Below are 14,672 nucleotides of genomic sequence, written 5' to 3' on the forward strand. Positions count from 1 at the left end.
GCTAGCTCCTCCGGGGTGTCACGCAGGTACGCCTCGGTCACAACGCCGAGCAGGCTGCAACGCGCGCGCTCAGCAGGCGCCGCGAGGGAGAGAGCAACCAAAACTCTGTGTCGGTTGCGTCGACTGAGTGCTGGCACACTAGGGTGTTTCTCGCTTGATCCTGACTCACAAACGAGACTGGAGTTTGGCATCACCGTGATAGCGGCATGCCGAGAATCGGTTGGACTTCCACGCGCCCTTCCCGGAGAGACTGCGTAGGGCCCGTTTCGTCGCCGCAGCGTGCGCTGCGCGGGTAACGGCCGGCACCAGATGAAAGGTCCAGCACAGCGTTGTCGTTGCCACGTGCCCAGCGCATGATGACGGTATGGGCATCTTTAGCTTCTTCGCCGTATGCCGATATCTACTGGGCCACTGGCGCGAGTTCAGATCTTAACTTCATGCCTTTTTTCGACCCGGTGACTACCCTATCAACAAGATGCTGTCTCGAGGTATTAGGAGTCATGCTTGTCGGCTAAAGGAAAAAAAACGGTGAGTCGTCGGGCTTATAAACCGCAATCGCAGCCCTTCTGGCTGATATTTAAACGATGCGTCCAGATAGGCGGCTGCACCAACATACTCTTATTCTTACTCTTTCACTGGCTGGGCTCGCCGATCCTCGCCTGGGTCAGTGTCGTCAGTTTCGTGCTTTATGTGTTGGCGTACCAACTATTGCTGAAGCGGCACAACAAGGTAGCTGTGGCGGTCGTCTGGTTCGAAGTGCTGGCACATGCCTCGCTGGGGGTAGTGATGCTCGGCTGGGAAAGCGGCACGCACGTTTTCATCCTGCTGTTCGTCCCCATTACCGTGGCCAGCACACAGCTGCGCCACGCGTTGCTGCCGGTCGCTGCGCTCTGGATCTACTACGTCGGTCTGTATCTGCTGACCCAGCTCTGGCTCCCACCACTGCAGCCAGTAAGCGTCACGGCAACCATTGCAATTCATACGGTCTCGCTTGGCATCGTGATCGCCATGCTGGGTTATCTGGCGCACCTCTACCTGAGCACCATTCACAGCGCTCAGCAACGCTTGCGTGATCTGGCTATCACCGACCCACTGACTGGCTTGAGCAACCGCCGGTTCATCCTGGAGGCTGCCCATAACGAAGCTGCTCGTACAGTGAGCGATACGGACTCCCTGAGCTTCGTGCTGGCAGACCTGGATCACTTCAAGAGCATCAATGACATCCATGGACACGAGGCGGGGGATCGTGTACTAGTCGCTGTCAGCGAGGTTTTCCGCAGCTGTGTTCGCGGAAATGATCTGGTCGCCCGTTGGGGCGGGGAGGAGTTTCTGCTGATGCTAACCGACACACCAGCCCGTGATGCTCGAAATATCGCCGAACGGATCCGCCAGAATATCGAATCACTCGATATCCCATTGGGCGACACTTCGCTGGGCGTCACCCTGACAATGGGGCTGAGCGTCCACTGTCGCGGCGAAACCGTGGGCGAAAGCATTTCGCGTGCGGACCAGGCGCTTTACCGAGGTAAGCAGGCAGGACGCAACCGTGTGGAAATGGACACCTAGCAGGCGCTCAGTAGCGTCCGCTTCTGGCCGACTGCTGCCAGCCTAACCAATCGAGGAGCATCTGTTCAGCCTCTCTGTAGCTGACAGGCCGGTTGACGGGTAACTTACTTGTCAACAGAAACTCCTAAAACAGCGGTTGCGAGTTAATCTCCTTGGCAGGCGGTCACGACCCGCCATGGCCGCTGTAAAGATCATTATTCCATACGCGAGGCCACGCGATTGCGGCCTTCTCGCTTCGCCAGGTAGAGCGCGCTATCGGCCGACAACAGAATTTCCTCGTAGCCAGTGGATTCGAATGCGGGTATCCCACCAGAGACTCCGATGCTCACGGTAACCCGTTCCAATAGCCCGCCAGGGGTCTGAATGTTTGCGTCCTCCACCGCCTGCCGGATCTTCTCTGCCACTTTCAAGGCGCCGTTCAGATCTGTGTGAGGCAAAATAATGGCTAATTCTTCACCGCCATAACGGGCGGCGAAATCTGCGCTTCTGTCCAAACAGCTCTTAACTATTGAAGAGACTCGGCGTAAGCATTCGTCTCCCGCCGGATGCCCGTGAAAGTCGTTATATCTTTTGAAGTAGTCAATATCCAGGAGGAGGAGCGATATCGACGCCCGATTGGCTCGTGCGTATTCAAATGCGCTGCTTAGCGTCTGATCGAAGAAGCGGCGGTTCGCTAAGCCGGTGAGGCCATCCTCGTTGGCCAGCCGGTTAAGCTCTGTGTTCACGACTTGCAACGATCCATGATCTTTTCGCAGCAAGGTTTCCTCTTTGGCTTTCTGCACGATGTTCTGCGTCGTTCTAATCCCAAGAAATATGATGACCGCTAATGTGGTAAGCGCGGCTATAAGCGTGGCAATACAATCTCGCCGCCATGAGGCATATGCGTAGTCCTCGGTAATACCGACGGATAATCGGATGGGATAGCGACCGCTACTGGCATAACCAACCATACGCCGGGTCCCGTCTACTGGGGAGTCGAACACCAAGACGCCGCGCGTGCTGCCCGCCAGAATTGCCTGCGCAACAGGCGCACCACTGACATTTACCGAAATCAGTTCCGGGCTGAACGGATTGCGCACAAGTTGGGCACCGTCTGTTCGTGCAAGGCTGACAATTCCGTTCGCGCCGAGATCGAAAGACCTGAAGTACTCCAAAAAGCTTTCGACGCGCATTGTTGCAAGCGCAACACCGTCAAACTCACCCATCTTATCTTCGAGACGGATGGAGATGGTGAAGATCCATTCACCAGTCGTTCGGCTTTGAATAGGAGGTCCTATATAGGGCGCCAGACTTTTATTGTTAAGATGATATTGAAAATAATCTCGATCAGAATTATTACGCTTAGGGGTCTGGGGCGACAATGTCGTAACAATCCAGCGCCCATCAGCAGCGTAAAAGAAAATCCCCTGAATTCTGGGCTCCCAATCTATCTGTGTGCGGGCGACGCTCATCATGCGCGCCAAATTCTCAGGCGTTTCCCCGTCATGCTGGTACCGCTCGGCTAAACCCAGCAGGATCATGCTGGCGTAGGTGATGGAACTCTCTGCGGCGGTGAGCACGGAGGCAGATAGGTTCGCAAGCTCGGCGTGGCGAGAGGCCTTTACATCATTGAACTTTGCATACAGCAGCACCCCGGTGAATGTGCTTAATGCTAGGCACGCGACCATAAGCAACATGACGGCCTGGATCCCAATCTTTCCAGAGGCCGGCAGGAGGGGCCTAAATACTGAATGGCGACGGTTACCCATTAGGGGACTCTTCGAATAAAATATTTGGTCTGCGTCAGTTATACCCTATGTGGAAGGCAACCACGTACCTGAGCTCCAACGGCTACGCGCCATCTCAAGCTAGCAGGAATCCTCTTAAAACGCCTTGGAGACTATAATCGAACCGTCTGCGCCAACGGGCTGCATAGGCAGCCCCAGTATCAACGCCTACCGTTGCTCGCTATAAATCCGATTTCCAAGCCATGCTGACTGCCTGGCCAGTGAAACCTGCCTTGATTTGGTCATCTCGCTGCAAGCCAGTTTGATAAGCTCTCATGCACCAGCACTGGCAATGACCTTTTGGCCGAAGCAGTCTGTCGTAAAGGGCCACTAACGGCCAAAAACAGTCACTCGCAAATAAGTTAAACCGGGCTCAAGGAGGACGGTCGATTCCGACAATGACCGCCGCTGTCTGCAGCACGCTGATCGGTGGCGGATCTCGCCAAACTCACAAATCGGCTCTCGTTTCGCTCAAGATTCTCGCAGCATCCCGCGCAGGAGGCAGGCCGAACACCCGTGCATAATCCCGCGTGAATTGCGTGGCGCTTTCATAGCCTACCTCGAACGCGGCAGCCGTGACGCTTTTGGCGCAGGCGACCATGAGCATTCGGGCCTGGAGCAGGCGAACCCGTTTCTGGTACTGCAATGGGCTTAGCGTAGTGACGGTTTTGAAATGCCGGTGAAACGCTGAGACGCTCATGGCCGCTTTCTGCGCCAGGGTTTCCACCCTGATGGGTTCGGCAAAGTCCCGTCGAATCCACTGAATGGCCAGGTTCACGCGGGCCATTGCGGTATCTGGTGCGGCGATCTCTCGCAACATCCAGCCATGCGGGCCTTGTAGAACGCGAAACAGTATCTCGCGCTCGTACGCAGGAGCGAGCGCGGCAATAGCATCGGGATTGCCCATGAGTCGAAGCATGCGCACCCAGGCATCCATCAGATCTGGCGTGACGGCAGCCACCGAAAAGCCAGGGTCGCTTTCATACCGGCCAATAGGTTTCGGAAGGTCGGCCAGCAACGTGGCGAGCACAGTCGGGTCGAGTGTCAGGCTAACGGCTAGATAGGGCTCGCCTGTCTCAGCGGCGTGGACAGCCCCTACCGCCGGCAGGTCGATGGACATCACGAAATACGTCGCAGGGTCATACCGAAGGGTGCGGTCGCCCACCGTCATCGTTTTGCTGCCTTGCAGGATGAGGTTGATCATCGGGTCGTAGACGGCAGCGAGCATGTGCTCGGGGATCTTGCCCTGAACCATGGCGACTCGCGGAATGCCCGTCTCGGTGCGGCGATTTTCGGCCTTGGCGGTTAAAGCGCGCAGTTCATTTAGTTGATTTTTCATGATGGGAATGTTGACCGTTAATCGATGAGCTATACAAGGGAAAAGCAGAAACAGGCAAGTTTGGAGTAGGAACGGCTGCGTCGGCGAAGCGGTGCGTAGCTACTGTGGTGACTCATTTCATCGACAGCGGAGCACCACATGAGCGTGATCGTTATCACCGGCGGCAGTCGTGGAATCGGTGCCAGTACGGCACGGCACATTGCCCAGCGTGGCATGGGGGTCATCCTTACTTACAACAGCAATGCTCAAGCGGCGGCAGAAGTCGTCAGAAGTATCGAGCAGGCCGGTGGTAGAGCCGCTGCGCTCGAACTCGATGTCGGCCAAGTGGGCAGTTTCGAAGTGTTTCGAGAATCGGTCTTGATGAGCTTGAAGAACATTTGGGGCATCAATACGCTCGCTGGCTTGGTTAACAATGCGGGGTATGGCCTGTTCAACCCGTTGCAGACGGTCAGCGAAGCGCAGTTCGACGGTTTGTTCAATGTTCACCTGAAAGGTCCGTTCTTCCTGACCCAGACACTTCTGCCGTTGCTGGAAGAAAACGCCAGCATCGTCAACCTGACCAGTGCCACCACCCGCGTGGCCACTGCTGGTGTGGCGCCTTACGCGGCGTTCAAGGGCGGTCTTGAAGTACTTACCCGTTACATGGCCAAGGAGTTTGGTGATCGGCGTATACGGGCCAATGCGGTTTCACCTGGAGCGATTCGAACTGAATTGGGCGGCGGGCTTAACGACGAGTTCGAAGCAATGCTGGCAGCGCAAACCGCGCTGGGCAGGGTGGGCGAGCCTGAAGATGTGGCGCGCGTCATTGCCATGCTGTTGTCCGACAATGGCGCTTGGATCAATGCCCAGACCATTGAAGTGGCCGGCGGCTACAACATCTGAACAAGCGAGGGCTATGACGTGCTGGATCATGTTTTTCTATCGGTTAGCGACATCGAGCGCTCCATCCGTTTTTACGAAGCGGCACTGTTGCCGCTTGGTATCACTGCACGTCTGGACTACGACGGCAAGAACGGCCCGCCAGGTCATCCGGATCTCAAAGGCTTCGGCGCCAATGGTCGGGTGTTCTTCTGGCTGCGCGAGGGTGTGGTCGAGGCGCGCGCGGCTCACGTCGGGTTTGTCGCGAGCAGCAAGGTCGAGGTCGAGGCTGCCTATGCCGCCGCGATGAGCGAGGGCGCTGTTGACAATGGCTCGCCGGGTGCCCGGCTGCATTACGACCCGAATTACTACGCCGCGAACGTGCTAGACCCGGATGGCTACAGCGTGGAATTCGTCTACAAGAACTGGCAGCACGCGCAATGAAGACATTACTGATTTACGGCGCGACGGGTTACACCGGGCGCATGGCTGCAGAACGGGCGAAAGCACTGGGTCTCAATTTCGAAATAGCGGGGCGTACGGTTGATCGGCTGGAAGATCTTGCTGCGCAACTGAATGTTCCTTACCGCGTGTTCGGAGCAGATGCTCAGGCCGCAGGGGCGCTGGATGGGATAGACGTACTGCTGAACGTTGCCGGACCCTTCGCGCAAACCGCCGAGGCTCTGATGCGGGCGTGCATGCAGGCTGGTGTCGACTACCTGGACATTACGGCCGAGATCAATGTCTACCGGCTCGCGGAACGGCTGGGTGCTCAGGCTGGCGAGGCAGGTGTGATGCTTCTGCCTGGCGTCGGCTGGGACGTTGTCCCCACGGACTGCCTGGCCATGCATGTCGCTCAGCGGGTTGCGAGTCCTCATGCGCTGAGCATTGCGTTACAGGTTCCCGGGTCCATGTCGCGGGGTTCGGCAATGAGCGTCAGCGAAATCATAGGGGCAGGCCTGCTCGCACGGGTCGACGGTGAACTCGTGGCAACACCTGATGCACAGCCACGGCAGTTTGATTTCGGCGATGGGCCAGTGACGTGCCAGCCGTTGTCTTTCGGTGATCTGGTGACGGGGTGGCATTCGACAGGCATCCCCAACATCGCGATGTTCGTGCATATCCCGGGGGACGCCTTTCCCGAGGGCGACTTATCAAAACTGCCTGATGGTCCCAGCGCCCATGAGCGGGACGCCCATCGGGCTCGCGCGGTGGCAGAGGTCACAGCAGCGGATGGCAGCGTTGCTTGCTCCATGATCGAAACGGTGAATGGATATTCCTACACCCCATTGGCCGCTATCGAAGCTGTGCGCCGCGTGTTGAGCGGTGAGCGCAAGCTTGGTTTTGAAACGCCTGCGCGCATTTTCGGTGGTGAATTTGCCCAGAGCATTGCCGGAACGACCATCACTGATCGCTGACTACCCCTAGGTAGCGTCTATGCGGCTTTGCTCAGGAATTCGTAGCGCTGTCGCTAGCCTCGAATTCAAGAGAAATCAGCTTGCCGGCAAGCTGCGCCGTTTCCATCAAGCGTTTGAGAGACATGCCACTGCACGCCGCCGCCGACAGCCCCCGCAGGGTGATAAGCACGTAGTCAGCCAGGACCTGAGCGGCGTCCGGGCGGACCTGATCAAGGTAACGACGGATGGCCTGGATGCCGACGCCGCCCAGTTTCTCGGCCATGTGGCGGGCGGTCGGATCGTCCGCACGCATGCCCTCGGTGATCAGGCAGCCACGCAAAACCCGGTCTCGTCCGTACTGCTTCGCAGCGGCAACCAGCAGTGCGGTCAATGCTTCTGCAGGCGATCGATCCGGTCCCAGCAGCCTGTCCATAGGCAGCGCGTTTTCACTGGCGTAGCGATGCATCGCACGCTCGAACAGCTCGGCTTTGCTGCCATAAGCGGCGTAAAAGCTCGGCGGCTTGATATTCATGGCCTCGGTCAGGTCGGTCAGGCTGACCGCGTCGAAGCCGCGCTGATGAAATAGCGCCTGTGCGATGGCTATTCCTTGCTCACGGTTGAAGGCGGGGCGGCGCTGCCGGGTTTTTTCGTTCATGGCAATCTCGTTCTGTCGGTGTGACTAATGTAGCGATCACTACAAGAGGTTTCAATCACCGATCGTTAGCCAGATTTATATAGCGATCACTAAATATGTTGCGCCTAGGTATTTAGCTATGTAGTGTTCGCTACATGTCCGCTCTCGAGGTATTCCCATGCTGTTTGAAAATAAGGTTGTTCTGGTCACTGGTGGCTCTTCGGGCCTCGGTTTCGCCATTGCTGAAGCGTTCGCCAGCCAGGGTGCCAAGCTGGTTATCACTGGGCGCCGCCAGCCTCAGCTCGACGAATCCGTTAAGGGCCTCGGCGAGAACGCCTCTGCCGTCTGCGCGGACATTTCGAACCCTGCCGACCTGACCGAGCTGTTCAGCCACATCAGCGGGGTGCATGGCCGTATCGACGTATTGATCGCCAATGCCGGGACGGGTGAAATCGAGCCCTTGGGTGCGATCACCGAAGCAGGCTTCGATCGGCTCTTCACGACCAATGTCAAAGGCACGACCTTCACCGTGCAAGGCGCGCTGCCGTTCATGGGTAAGGGGAGCAGCGTCATCGTCATCGGCTCGACCGCCTCGATCAACCCCGGCCCCGGCCTGAGTGTCTACGGAGCCACCAAGGCCGCGCTCCGTTCGCTTGTGCGCAGCTGGATTCTGGACATCAAAGGCTCCGGCGTGCGTATTAACCTGCTCAGCCCCGGCCCCGTGGATACCCCGTCCCTGCGCAATGTGCTTGGTGAGAACGCGCAGGAGGTAATCGATGCACTCAGCGAGAAGAGCACCCTCGGTCGGATCGGCCAGGCATATGAGATCGGTCAAGCCGCGCTCTTCCTGGCGAGCAATGCATCGAGCTATATCAATGGGGCTGAGCTGTTCGCCGACGGTGGTGCATCTCAAGTTTAGAACGGGCACGGAGCGATAGGCGCTGAATAACGCGCTCTACCAACCTGCCAATCAACGGCGATTTATGGAGATACCTGATGAGCAATTTCGCGGGGTCGGCAATCGACCATGTGGGCCTCGGTGTTTCGGACATTGCGGATGCTCAGGCCTTCTACGAAGCCGCGCTCAGTCCACTTGGGATTGAGTTGCTGATGAGCATCGAGGCCGATCCGCCAGGTTCAACACCTCGAAGATTAGGGTTCGGTTCTGAAGGAAAGCCGTTTTTATGGTTGCATGCTGCGCTTCCCCCCAGCCAGGGGACGCACATAGCTCTGATCGCGCAGAACCGTGAGGCGGTCGATGCTTTCCATGCGGCTGGCATAGCCGCTGGCGGACAAGACAATGGGGCGCCGGGCATCAGGCTTCATTACCACTCCAATTACTACGCGGCGTATGTGCTAGGCCCTGAGGGAGTGAATCTGGAAGCGGTTTGCCAGCTAACTGCTTAGGGCGGAGGTTCGCACCAGTCCCAGTAGTAAATTTGTAACGCGCCTAAGGCCACCACTTTGGCCGGAGGTCGCCTATGGCGACCTCCGCATCGGGTCGAGCTCTGCCCTTAGTCAACGGCAGCGATAGGTCATTAGCGACCGTCGCCACGACGGCCCATCCTTGGCTTCCCTTACGAGGACGACAAGCCATGAGAATCGTCGATACGCAGCGCCATGAACCTTGGAATAAGGGAAAGCTAGTCGGGCAGAAAGCACCACTTCGGGTCAGAGATATCTGGGCTATCCGAGTCAGGCTCCAGCTTGGAGAGAAAACTCGGGATCTCGCTCTGTTTGATCTTGCCATCGACAGCAAGCTTCGGGCTTGTGATCTAACGAAGCTCCGGGTACGTGACATCGCCCATGGCACTCACGTGTCAGCGCGTGCCATCGTAATGCAGCAGAAAACCCAGCGACCGGTACAGTTTGAAATCACCGAGCAAACTCGGGCGGCGCTAGAGGCTTGGATACATCAGGCACAGCTACGGGGTGAAGATTGTCTTTTTCCAAGCCGACTACATGCCTCAGAGCACCTCTCCACAAGGCAGTACGCTCGCATCGTCAAAGCCTGGGTAACTGCCATCGGGCTCGATCCCGCCATATACGGTACCCACACAATGCGGCGTACCAAGGCGTCGCTGATCTACCGCAGGACGAAGAACCTCAGGGCCGTACAGCTGCTACTTGGCCACACGAAGCTGGAAAGCACCGTCAGGTATTTGGGAATTGAGGTAGATTATGCTCTAGAAATGGCTGAACAGACCGAGGTCTGACCCTGATTAGCGACGGTCGAACCAGGCCGTCGCTACCGGCCAGGAGCGGACAGTGACCCCGTCAGATCGACAAGAGCATCTTTGGGTTTGGCATCCGACAGCTGGCGGGATCATCCGGCTGGTAGAACTCTTTGCGCTAGTTTCCTAGTACGTCGATGAGGTGGGATACCAGTGACCGTACTTTGGCGGACGGTTTCGGCCCGGATGGAAACACGGCAAACGCTTTTAAAGGCTCGAGTTCGTAGTCGGGCAACACATGAACAAGGCTACCGTCGCGTAGCTCTTGTGCTGACATGATCGCCGTGACATTCGCAATACCAAGTCCCGCCACTGCAGCAGCCAGAATGCCAGGAGCGGCATCAACCTTGACTCTTCCACGCACTGTCACAACCGTTTCCCTGCCTGCCTTGACCAGCTTCAGTGTGTGTTTTTCTGGGAGGCTCTGTTCGTGCAAGAGCGCGTCATGAAGCACCAGTTCTTCAGGTTTCGTTGGCATCCCTCTTCTGGTCAGGTATCCAGGCGACGCCACCAACACTCGTGCCACTGAAGCGATTTGCCGAGCGCCAAACGTTGAATCTTCGAGCGCGCCCATCCGGATTGCCACGTCTACTCCGGCTGCCACCAGGTTCTGCCTCTCATCTCGCATGGTGATTTCAACCCGTAGATCGGGATGACGCTCGAGAAAACCGGGCAATGCTGGAATGACCGCTCGGGTGCCATACACGATTGGCACCGCAAGACGAATGATGCCACGCAGGGAGTCAACACCTCGAGCCGCATCTTCTGCGTCCTCCAAGTCAGCAGCAGCTTGGCGAGCCCTCTCCAGGAACGCCGCGCCTGCTTCAGTGATTGCCACATTACGGGTCGTGCGTAGCAAAAGCTTCACACCTAACCGTTTTTCCAATCCCGTGACGATTCGAGAGGTCGACGGCTGCGAAAGCCCTAATTCATGGGCGGCACGGGAGAAACTTCCCGACTCCGCTACGCGAATGAAAACCTCGACTTCAAGCCAACGATCAGTCATTCGTAATCCAAATAAGTGTTCCTTGAAACGGCAGTATAATTTTATTTTACGAAAAGAGTTACCTTGCTTCCGTCATCCACAATCGCTGAGTGAGGGAACAATGTCCATTAAGGTTTATGGTGATTCGGGCTCGGGTAGCCTTCGTCGCGTCACTGCTGCCGCCGCAATCATGGGCGTCGAAATCGAACGCATCGATGTCGACCTATTTAAGGGTGAAAGTCACACACCTGAGTTCCTGACGCTGAACCCGCACGGGCTCACTCCTGTCCTGCAGGATGGAAATACGGTGATCTGGGAAGCGTCAGCCATCAACCTGTACCTTGCGGGAAAAGCGAACTCGCACTTACTTGGACGAACTCAGGCGGAGAAGCTGGAAGTCCTGCAATGGATGTTCTGGTCCGGAGAGCAATGGCGAATATTTTCCACTCTTCTGTTCAACGAATGGGCGGGTGAGAAGTTCGCGGGTAGATCAAGGAACGATGCAATCGTCGAGTTGGCGACGACCAACATTCGCAACGCTGCAAAAGTACTGGAATCGCATCTGGCGACACGTAAGTTCATCGTCGGTGATGCGTTGACTCTCGCAGATATCGATATTGCAGCACCTTTTTCGCAGTACAAACGGACCGGGGCGCCTTTTGAAGAGTTCCCGAATCTGGTCGCCTGGCAACAGCGTCTGCTCGAGACTGTGCCCGCATGGAAGGCTACTCGTGATGAGATTGAAAGGCGGATGACTGGAGTCGTTAGCGCCGCAAGCTAGCTGCTCTACGTAAACCCGTCTGAGCAATACCAACCAACATCTTGATGGTCGCTATGGGTCGTAACGCCGTTGCAGCAGCTTCGATTGAGGAGTGCAGCGGCATTTCCCCAGCCTTAGAGAAATGAGCCGTGAACATCGATTTTTCAGGACGCAAGGCGCTCGTCACAGGATCGACAGCGGGAATTGGTCGCGCCACTGCTGAAGGCCTCGCAAGAGCAGGCGCCTCAGTTGTCATTAACGGACGCACTGACCAGCGTGTGCAAGAGGCGCTAAATGAGTTGCGAGCGCTTCTACCTAGTGCTGAGTTCACAGGGGTTGCGGCTGATCTTGCCACCACTCAAGGATCGGCAACGCTGGCCTCCCGAGCAACCGACATCGACATTCTCGTCAATAACGTCGGGACCGCGCACCCAAATGATTTCTTTGAACAGGAGGACAGCGAGTGGATTGACCTTTTTCAACTGAATGTAATGAGTGGCGTGCGGGCAGCCCGACACTATCTCCCATTTATGGTGAGGCGGGGTTGGGGGCGTGTGGTGTTCATTAGCAGTGAGTCAGCCATTATGATCCCCAAAGAGATGATCGATTATGGCGTGACCAAGACAGCCCAATTGGCGGTATCTCGTGGACTTGCCGAGCTGGTTGGGGGAACAGGCGTTACGGTCAATGCGGTGCTGCCCGGCCCAACACGCTCTGAAATTCTAAGCAGCTGGATGAAGGCTACGGCTGAGCAGGAGGGCATTACCCAAGATCAGGCTGAGCAGAACTTTCTGAAGACAATGCGCCCGACCACGCTTTTGAACCGCTTCACAACAACGGAAGAGGTCGCAAACATGGTGGTTTATGTCTGCTCCGAACAGGCGGGGGGAACGACTGGCGCAGCATTGCGGGTCGACGGTGGTGTCATTCGCTCAATCGCATAAGGCGGGCGATTGCAAGAGCAGCCCAGAAGGGCTAGACCCGCCAATGTCAATTTCGGAGAAGTATCCGGTTATGAAGTTATCGCCTGGCCGGGGATAAGAGCCTAGCTGGCACCGATCCGTTTCACAAACGAAGGATTCGTCTAGGCGATGCACGTTCTGCGCGGCTTTACAAAAGCAGTTAACGTGTCGCACCAATGCCCGCCTCAGGCCCATAACTGCCGGTTGCGAAGGACTGCATCCGGCCGAAGGCAATCAGCTGAGGGCGATCACGCTTACCGCCGCAGCGGTATTGATGTCGTATGAGCAATTCGTCAACGCAGCCCTCTGGCGTCAAACAACTCGACGAGCCACTCTACGAAAACCCGGACACGCGCACTGAGATGGCGATTGGGCGAGTAGACGATGTAGATCGAATTCGGCTCCAGTGACCAGTCCTTCAGAAGTGGCAGCAATGCGCCAGACTTGAAGTGTGGTTCGGCCATAAACAGTAATGTCTGCAACACGCCCAAGCCCGCAAGTGCGGCGCTAAGCAGGGCGTTGGAATCGTTGACTGATACGAAGTAGCTGGCGTCGACCGTGATGCGCTCATCAGCTCTGACGAATTCTACTGGCAAACGCCTGTTCGTACCGGCAAAGAAGTAACGGACCATCTGGTGATCCTTTTCCAGATCACTCGGGTGCAAGGGCGTACCGTGGGCGGCAAGATACTCTGGCGTTGCGCAGGTGACGAACTTGAGGCTACCCAGGCGCCGGGCAATCAATGAGGGATCGCTCAAAGTGCCGCCGCGAATAACACAGTCAACCCGATCACCAAGGAGGTCGACCGGCCTGTCGCTGACACCAATATCCAGCTGCAGCTCGGGGTAACGTTTCTGAAAGTCCGCGAGGGCCGGTAGTACCAGCATCGTGGCCATGGTCGAGCCCATGTCCACGCGCAACCGTCCATGCGGGCGCGCCTGGGCATTGGCCAGGTCCGATTCAGCCTCCAACCATTGATCAACCACCCGTACCATGCGCTCGTAATAAGCCGTGCCGTCATTGGTCAGCGAAATGCGCCGCGTGGTGCGGTTGAGCAGTTTCACCCGTAGATGGCTTTCCAGCGATTGGATGTGCTTGGTAACGGTGTTACGCGGAAGATTCAGTGCCTGCGCCGCCTTGACGAAGCTGCCTGCTTCGACCACCTGGATAAATGCCTTTACTGCCGTGAAATAGTCCACGCCGCCACTCTTTCATTTGGGTTGGATTAGCTGAACATTAGCCCTAATTTAGGAACAGTGGTGTTGTTTTTTGCTAATTTATCCCACGATAGCTATCGCATAAATTGATCTCACCGAGACGAAGCCACCTATTCCAGGTGGCTCTTAGAGGAGATCAGGCAATGACTCAACAACTTCAAGGCAAAGTGGCTCTGGTAACAGGCGGTTCGCGTGGCATCGGCGCTGCCATTGCAAAACGACTCGCTGCCGATGGCGCCCATGTCGCGTTCAGCTACGCAAAATCATCTGAGCAAGCGCAAAAAATTGTGATTGAAATCGAACGTCAGGGTGTTAAGGCGCTGGCCATTCAGGCTGACCAAGGCGACTCGGCACAAGTGAGCGCGTTGGTCAAACAGGTTCATGAGCACTTCGGTCGTCTGGACATCCTGGTTAACAGCGCCGGCGTTTTCGTCACCGGTGCCGTTGATGATGCTGGTGCTGACATTGCCGCATTTGATCGTCAACAGGCGGTGAACGTTGGAGGTGTTGTCACCGCGGTGCGCACTGCAGTTGGCTTGATGAATGACGGTGGCCGGATCATTTCTCTGGGGACCACAGGCGCTGATAGCGTGCCTTTCCCAGGTGCTGCCGATTATGTGGCGACGAAGGCCGCCGTGGCTGCGTACAGCCGAGGTTGGGCCCGAGATTTGGGACCACGCAATATCACCGTGAACGTCATCCAGCCAGGCGCCATTAACACCGAGATGAACCCTGAAACCGCTGACCATGCGCCGTTTCTTGCCGGTTTGGCAGCGCTGGGACGCTACGGTCAGCCTGAAGACATTGCAGCAGCCGTGTCCTTCCTCGCAGGCCCTGAGGCGTCCTACATCACCGGCGCCACCCTCAACGTCGATGGCGGCCAGAGCGCCTGATTGATGCCACGTTAACCCAATCGACCCGGTCGAAATGTCGCGCCTCCCTTGCACAGGTTGG

Annotated in this window: 15 protein-coding genes; 10 read left to right on the forward strand and 5 right to left on the reverse strand. The window is 56.9% G+C overall.

All coding sequences use genetic code 11. The annotated features are described in order from the left end of the window. The first annotated feature begins 504 nt into the window (after nt 1-504). Complete coding sequence (locus SA190iCDA_RS20165) at nt 505-1,566, forward strand: GGDEF domain-containing protein (protein WP_139159566.1); 1,062 nt, start codon at nt 505-507, stop codon at nt 1,564-1,566. Nucleotides 1,567-1,760: 194 nt separating this feature from the next. Here the strand turns inward: SA190iCDA_RS20165 and SA190iCDA_RS20170 are convergent, their stop codons facing one another. Further along, nucleotides 1,761-3,314: a sensor domain-containing diguanylate cyclase gene (locus SA190iCDA_RS20170; RefSeq protein ID WP_070887998.1), complete on the reverse strand. Its 1,554-nt coding sequence runs from the start codon at nt 3,312-3,314 to the stop codon at nt 1,761-1,763. Between the two features lie 466 nt (nt 3,315-3,780). After that, complete coding sequence (locus SA190iCDA_RS20175; protein WP_033987789.1) at nt 3,781-4,671, reverse strand: AraC family transcriptional regulator; 891 nt, start codon at nt 4,669-4,671, stop codon at nt 3,781-3,783. Between the two features lie 138 nt (nt 4,672-4,809). Here SA190iCDA_RS20175 and SA190iCDA_RS20180 point away from each other — a divergent pair, with 138 nt between their 5' ends. The 3 genes from SA190iCDA_RS20180 to SA190iCDA_RS20190 are packed head-to-tail and all read left to right on the forward strand — an operon-like array spanning nt 4,810 to nt 6,947. After that, nucleotides 4,810-5,553 (forward strand): SDR family NAD(P)-dependent oxidoreductase, encoded by a 744-nt coding sequence (locus SA190iCDA_RS20180; RefSeq protein WP_033987787.1) that lies wholly within the window; start codon nt 4,810-4,812, stop codon nt 5,551-5,553. An 18-nt stretch (nt 5,554-5,571) separates the two neighbouring features. Then, nucleotides 5,572-5,973 (forward strand): VOC family protein, encoded by a 402-nt coding sequence (locus tag SA190iCDA_RS20185; RefSeq protein WP_070887997.1) that lies wholly within the window; start codon nt 5,572-5,574, stop codon nt 5,971-5,973. Next, nucleotides 5,970-6,947 (forward strand): saccharopine dehydrogenase family protein, encoded by a 978-nt coding sequence (locus SA190iCDA_RS20190; protein WP_070887996.1) that lies wholly within the window; start codon nt 5,970-5,972, stop codon nt 6,945-6,947. The genes SA190iCDA_RS20185 and SA190iCDA_RS20190 overlap by 4 nt, the downstream gene beginning before the upstream one ends. 31 nt (nt 6,948-6,978) lie before the next feature. Here SA190iCDA_RS20190 and SA190iCDA_RS20195 read toward each other — a convergent pair whose 3' ends face one another. Next, entirely contained in the window at nt 6,979-7,581 is a 603-nt protein-coding gene (locus SA190iCDA_RS20195) for a TetR/AcrR family transcriptional regulator (protein WP_070887995.1), read from the reverse strand. Between the two features lie 157 nt (nt 7,582-7,738). Between SA190iCDA_RS20195 and SA190iCDA_RS20200 the strand changes: the two genes are divergently transcribed. The 3 genes from SA190iCDA_RS20200 to SA190iCDA_RS20210 all read left to right on the forward strand — a co-directional run bounded on the left by SA190iCDA_RS20200 (nt 7,739) and on the right by SA190iCDA_RS20210 (nt 9,776). Continuing rightward, nucleotides 7,739-8,479 carry an SDR family NAD(P)-dependent oxidoreductase gene (locus SA190iCDA_RS20200; RefSeq protein ID WP_070887994.1) on the forward strand — a complete coding sequence of 247 codons (741 nt, stop codon included), beginning with the start codon at nt 7,739-7,741 and terminating at the stop codon, nt 8,477-8,479. Between the two features lie 77 nt (nt 8,480-8,556). Then, the gene (locus tag SA190iCDA_RS20205; protein WP_033987779.1) at nt 8,557-8,967 is read left to right on the forward strand and encodes a VOC family protein; all 411 of its coding nucleotides are present in this window, start codon (nt 8,557-8,559) and stop codon (nt 8,965-8,967) included. Nucleotides 8,968-9,155: 188 nt separating this feature from the next. Continuing rightward, the gene (locus tag SA190iCDA_RS20210; RefSeq protein ID WP_070887993.1) at nt 9,156-9,776 is read left to right on the forward strand and encodes a tyrosine-type recombinase/integrase; all 621 of its coding nucleotides are present in this window, start codon (nt 9,156-9,158) and stop codon (nt 9,774-9,776) included. A 136-nt stretch (nt 9,777-9,912) separates the two neighbouring features. Here SA190iCDA_RS20210 and SA190iCDA_RS20215 read toward each other — a convergent pair whose 3' ends face one another. Then, a complete protein-coding gene (locus SA190iCDA_RS20215) occupies nt 9,913-10,800 on the reverse strand; it encodes a LysR family transcriptional regulator (RefSeq protein ID WP_070887992.1) in 888 nt (295 codons plus the stop codon). A 100-nt stretch (nt 10,801-10,900) separates the two neighbouring features. Between SA190iCDA_RS20215 and SA190iCDA_RS20220 the strand changes: the two genes are divergently transcribed. After that, nucleotides 10,901-11,560, forward strand: a complete 660-nt coding sequence (locus tag SA190iCDA_RS20220) for a glutathione S-transferase family protein (RefSeq protein ID WP_070887991.1) — start codon at nt 10,901-10,903, stop codon at nt 11,558-11,560. 128 nt (nt 11,561-11,688) lie between these two features. Further along, the gene (locus SA190iCDA_RS20225) at nt 11,689-12,483 is read left to right on the forward strand and encodes an SDR family NAD(P)-dependent oxidoreductase (RefSeq protein ID WP_070887990.1); all 795 of its coding nucleotides are present in this window, start codon (nt 11,689-11,691) and stop codon (nt 12,481-12,483) included. A 311-nt stretch (nt 12,484-12,794) separates the two neighbouring features. Here SA190iCDA_RS20225 and SA190iCDA_RS20230 read toward each other — a convergent pair whose 3' ends face one another. Further along, nucleotides 12,795-13,700 carry a LysR family transcriptional regulator gene (locus SA190iCDA_RS20230; RefSeq protein ID WP_070887989.1) on the reverse strand — a complete coding sequence of 302 codons (906 nt, stop codon included), beginning with the start codon at nt 13,698-13,700 and terminating at the stop codon, nt 12,795-12,797. A 161-nt stretch (nt 13,701-13,861) separates the two neighbouring features. Between SA190iCDA_RS20230 and SA190iCDA_RS20235 the strand changes: the two genes are divergently transcribed. Further along, entirely contained in the window at nt 13,862-14,611 is a 750-nt protein-coding gene (locus tag SA190iCDA_RS20235; RefSeq protein WP_070887988.1) for an SDR family NAD(P)-dependent oxidoreductase, read from the forward strand. Nucleotides 14,612-14,672: the final 61 nt, after the last annotated feature.

Origin of the sequence: Pseudomonas argentinensis, assembly GCF_001839655.2 — a bacterium.
GTDB classification, from domain to species: Bacteria; Pseudomonadota; Gammaproteobacteria; order Pseudomonadales; family Pseudomonadaceae; genus Aquipseudomonas; species Aquipseudomonas argentinensis_B.

Bases quoted from the DNA above. Each gene is read 5' to 3' on its own strand.
- SA190iCDA_RS20170 (WP_070887998.1), bottom strand. From the start codon at position 3,314: ATGGGTAACCGTCGCCATTCAGTATTTAGGCCCCTCCTGCCGGCCTCT.
- SA190iCDA_RS20175 (WP_033987789.1), bottom strand. From the start codon at position 4,671: ATGAAAAATCAACTAAATGAACTGCGCGCTTTAACCGCCAAGGCCGAA.
- SA190iCDA_RS20180 (WP_033987787.1), top strand. From the start codon at position 4,810: ATGAGCGTGATCGTTATCACCGGCGGCAGTCGTGGAATCGGTGCCAGT.
- SA190iCDA_RS20190 (WP_070887996.1), top strand. From the start codon at position 5,970: ATGAAGACATTACTGATTTACGGCGCGACGGGTTACACCGGGCGCATG.
- SA190iCDA_RS20195 (WP_070887995.1), bottom strand. From the start codon at position 7,581: ATGAACGAAAAAACCCGGCAGCGCCGCCCCGCCTTCAACCGTGAGCAA.
- SA190iCDA_RS20200 (WP_070887994.1), top strand. From the start codon at position 7,739: ATGCTGTTTGAAAATAAGGTTGTTCTGGTCACTGGTGGCTCTTCGGGC.
- SA190iCDA_RS20205 (WP_033987779.1), top strand. From the start codon at position 8,557: ATGAGCAATTTCGCGGGGTCGGCAATCGACCATGTGGGCCTCGGTGTT.
- SA190iCDA_RS20210 (WP_070887993.1), top strand. From the start codon at position 9,156: ATGAGAATCGTCGATACGCAGCGCCATGAACCTTGGAATAAGGGAAAG.
- SA190iCDA_RS20215 (WP_070887992.1), bottom strand. From the start codon at position 10,800: ATGACTGATCGTTGGCTTGAAGTCGAGGTTTTCATTCGCGTAGCGGAG.
- SA190iCDA_RS20220 (WP_070887991.1), top strand. From the start codon at position 10,901: ATGTCCATTAAGGTTTATGGTGATTCGGGCTCGGGTAGCCTTCGTCGC.
- SA190iCDA_RS20235 (WP_070887988.1), top strand. From the start codon at position 13,862: ATGACTCAACAACTTCAAGGCAAAGTGGCTCTGGTAACAGGCGGTTCG.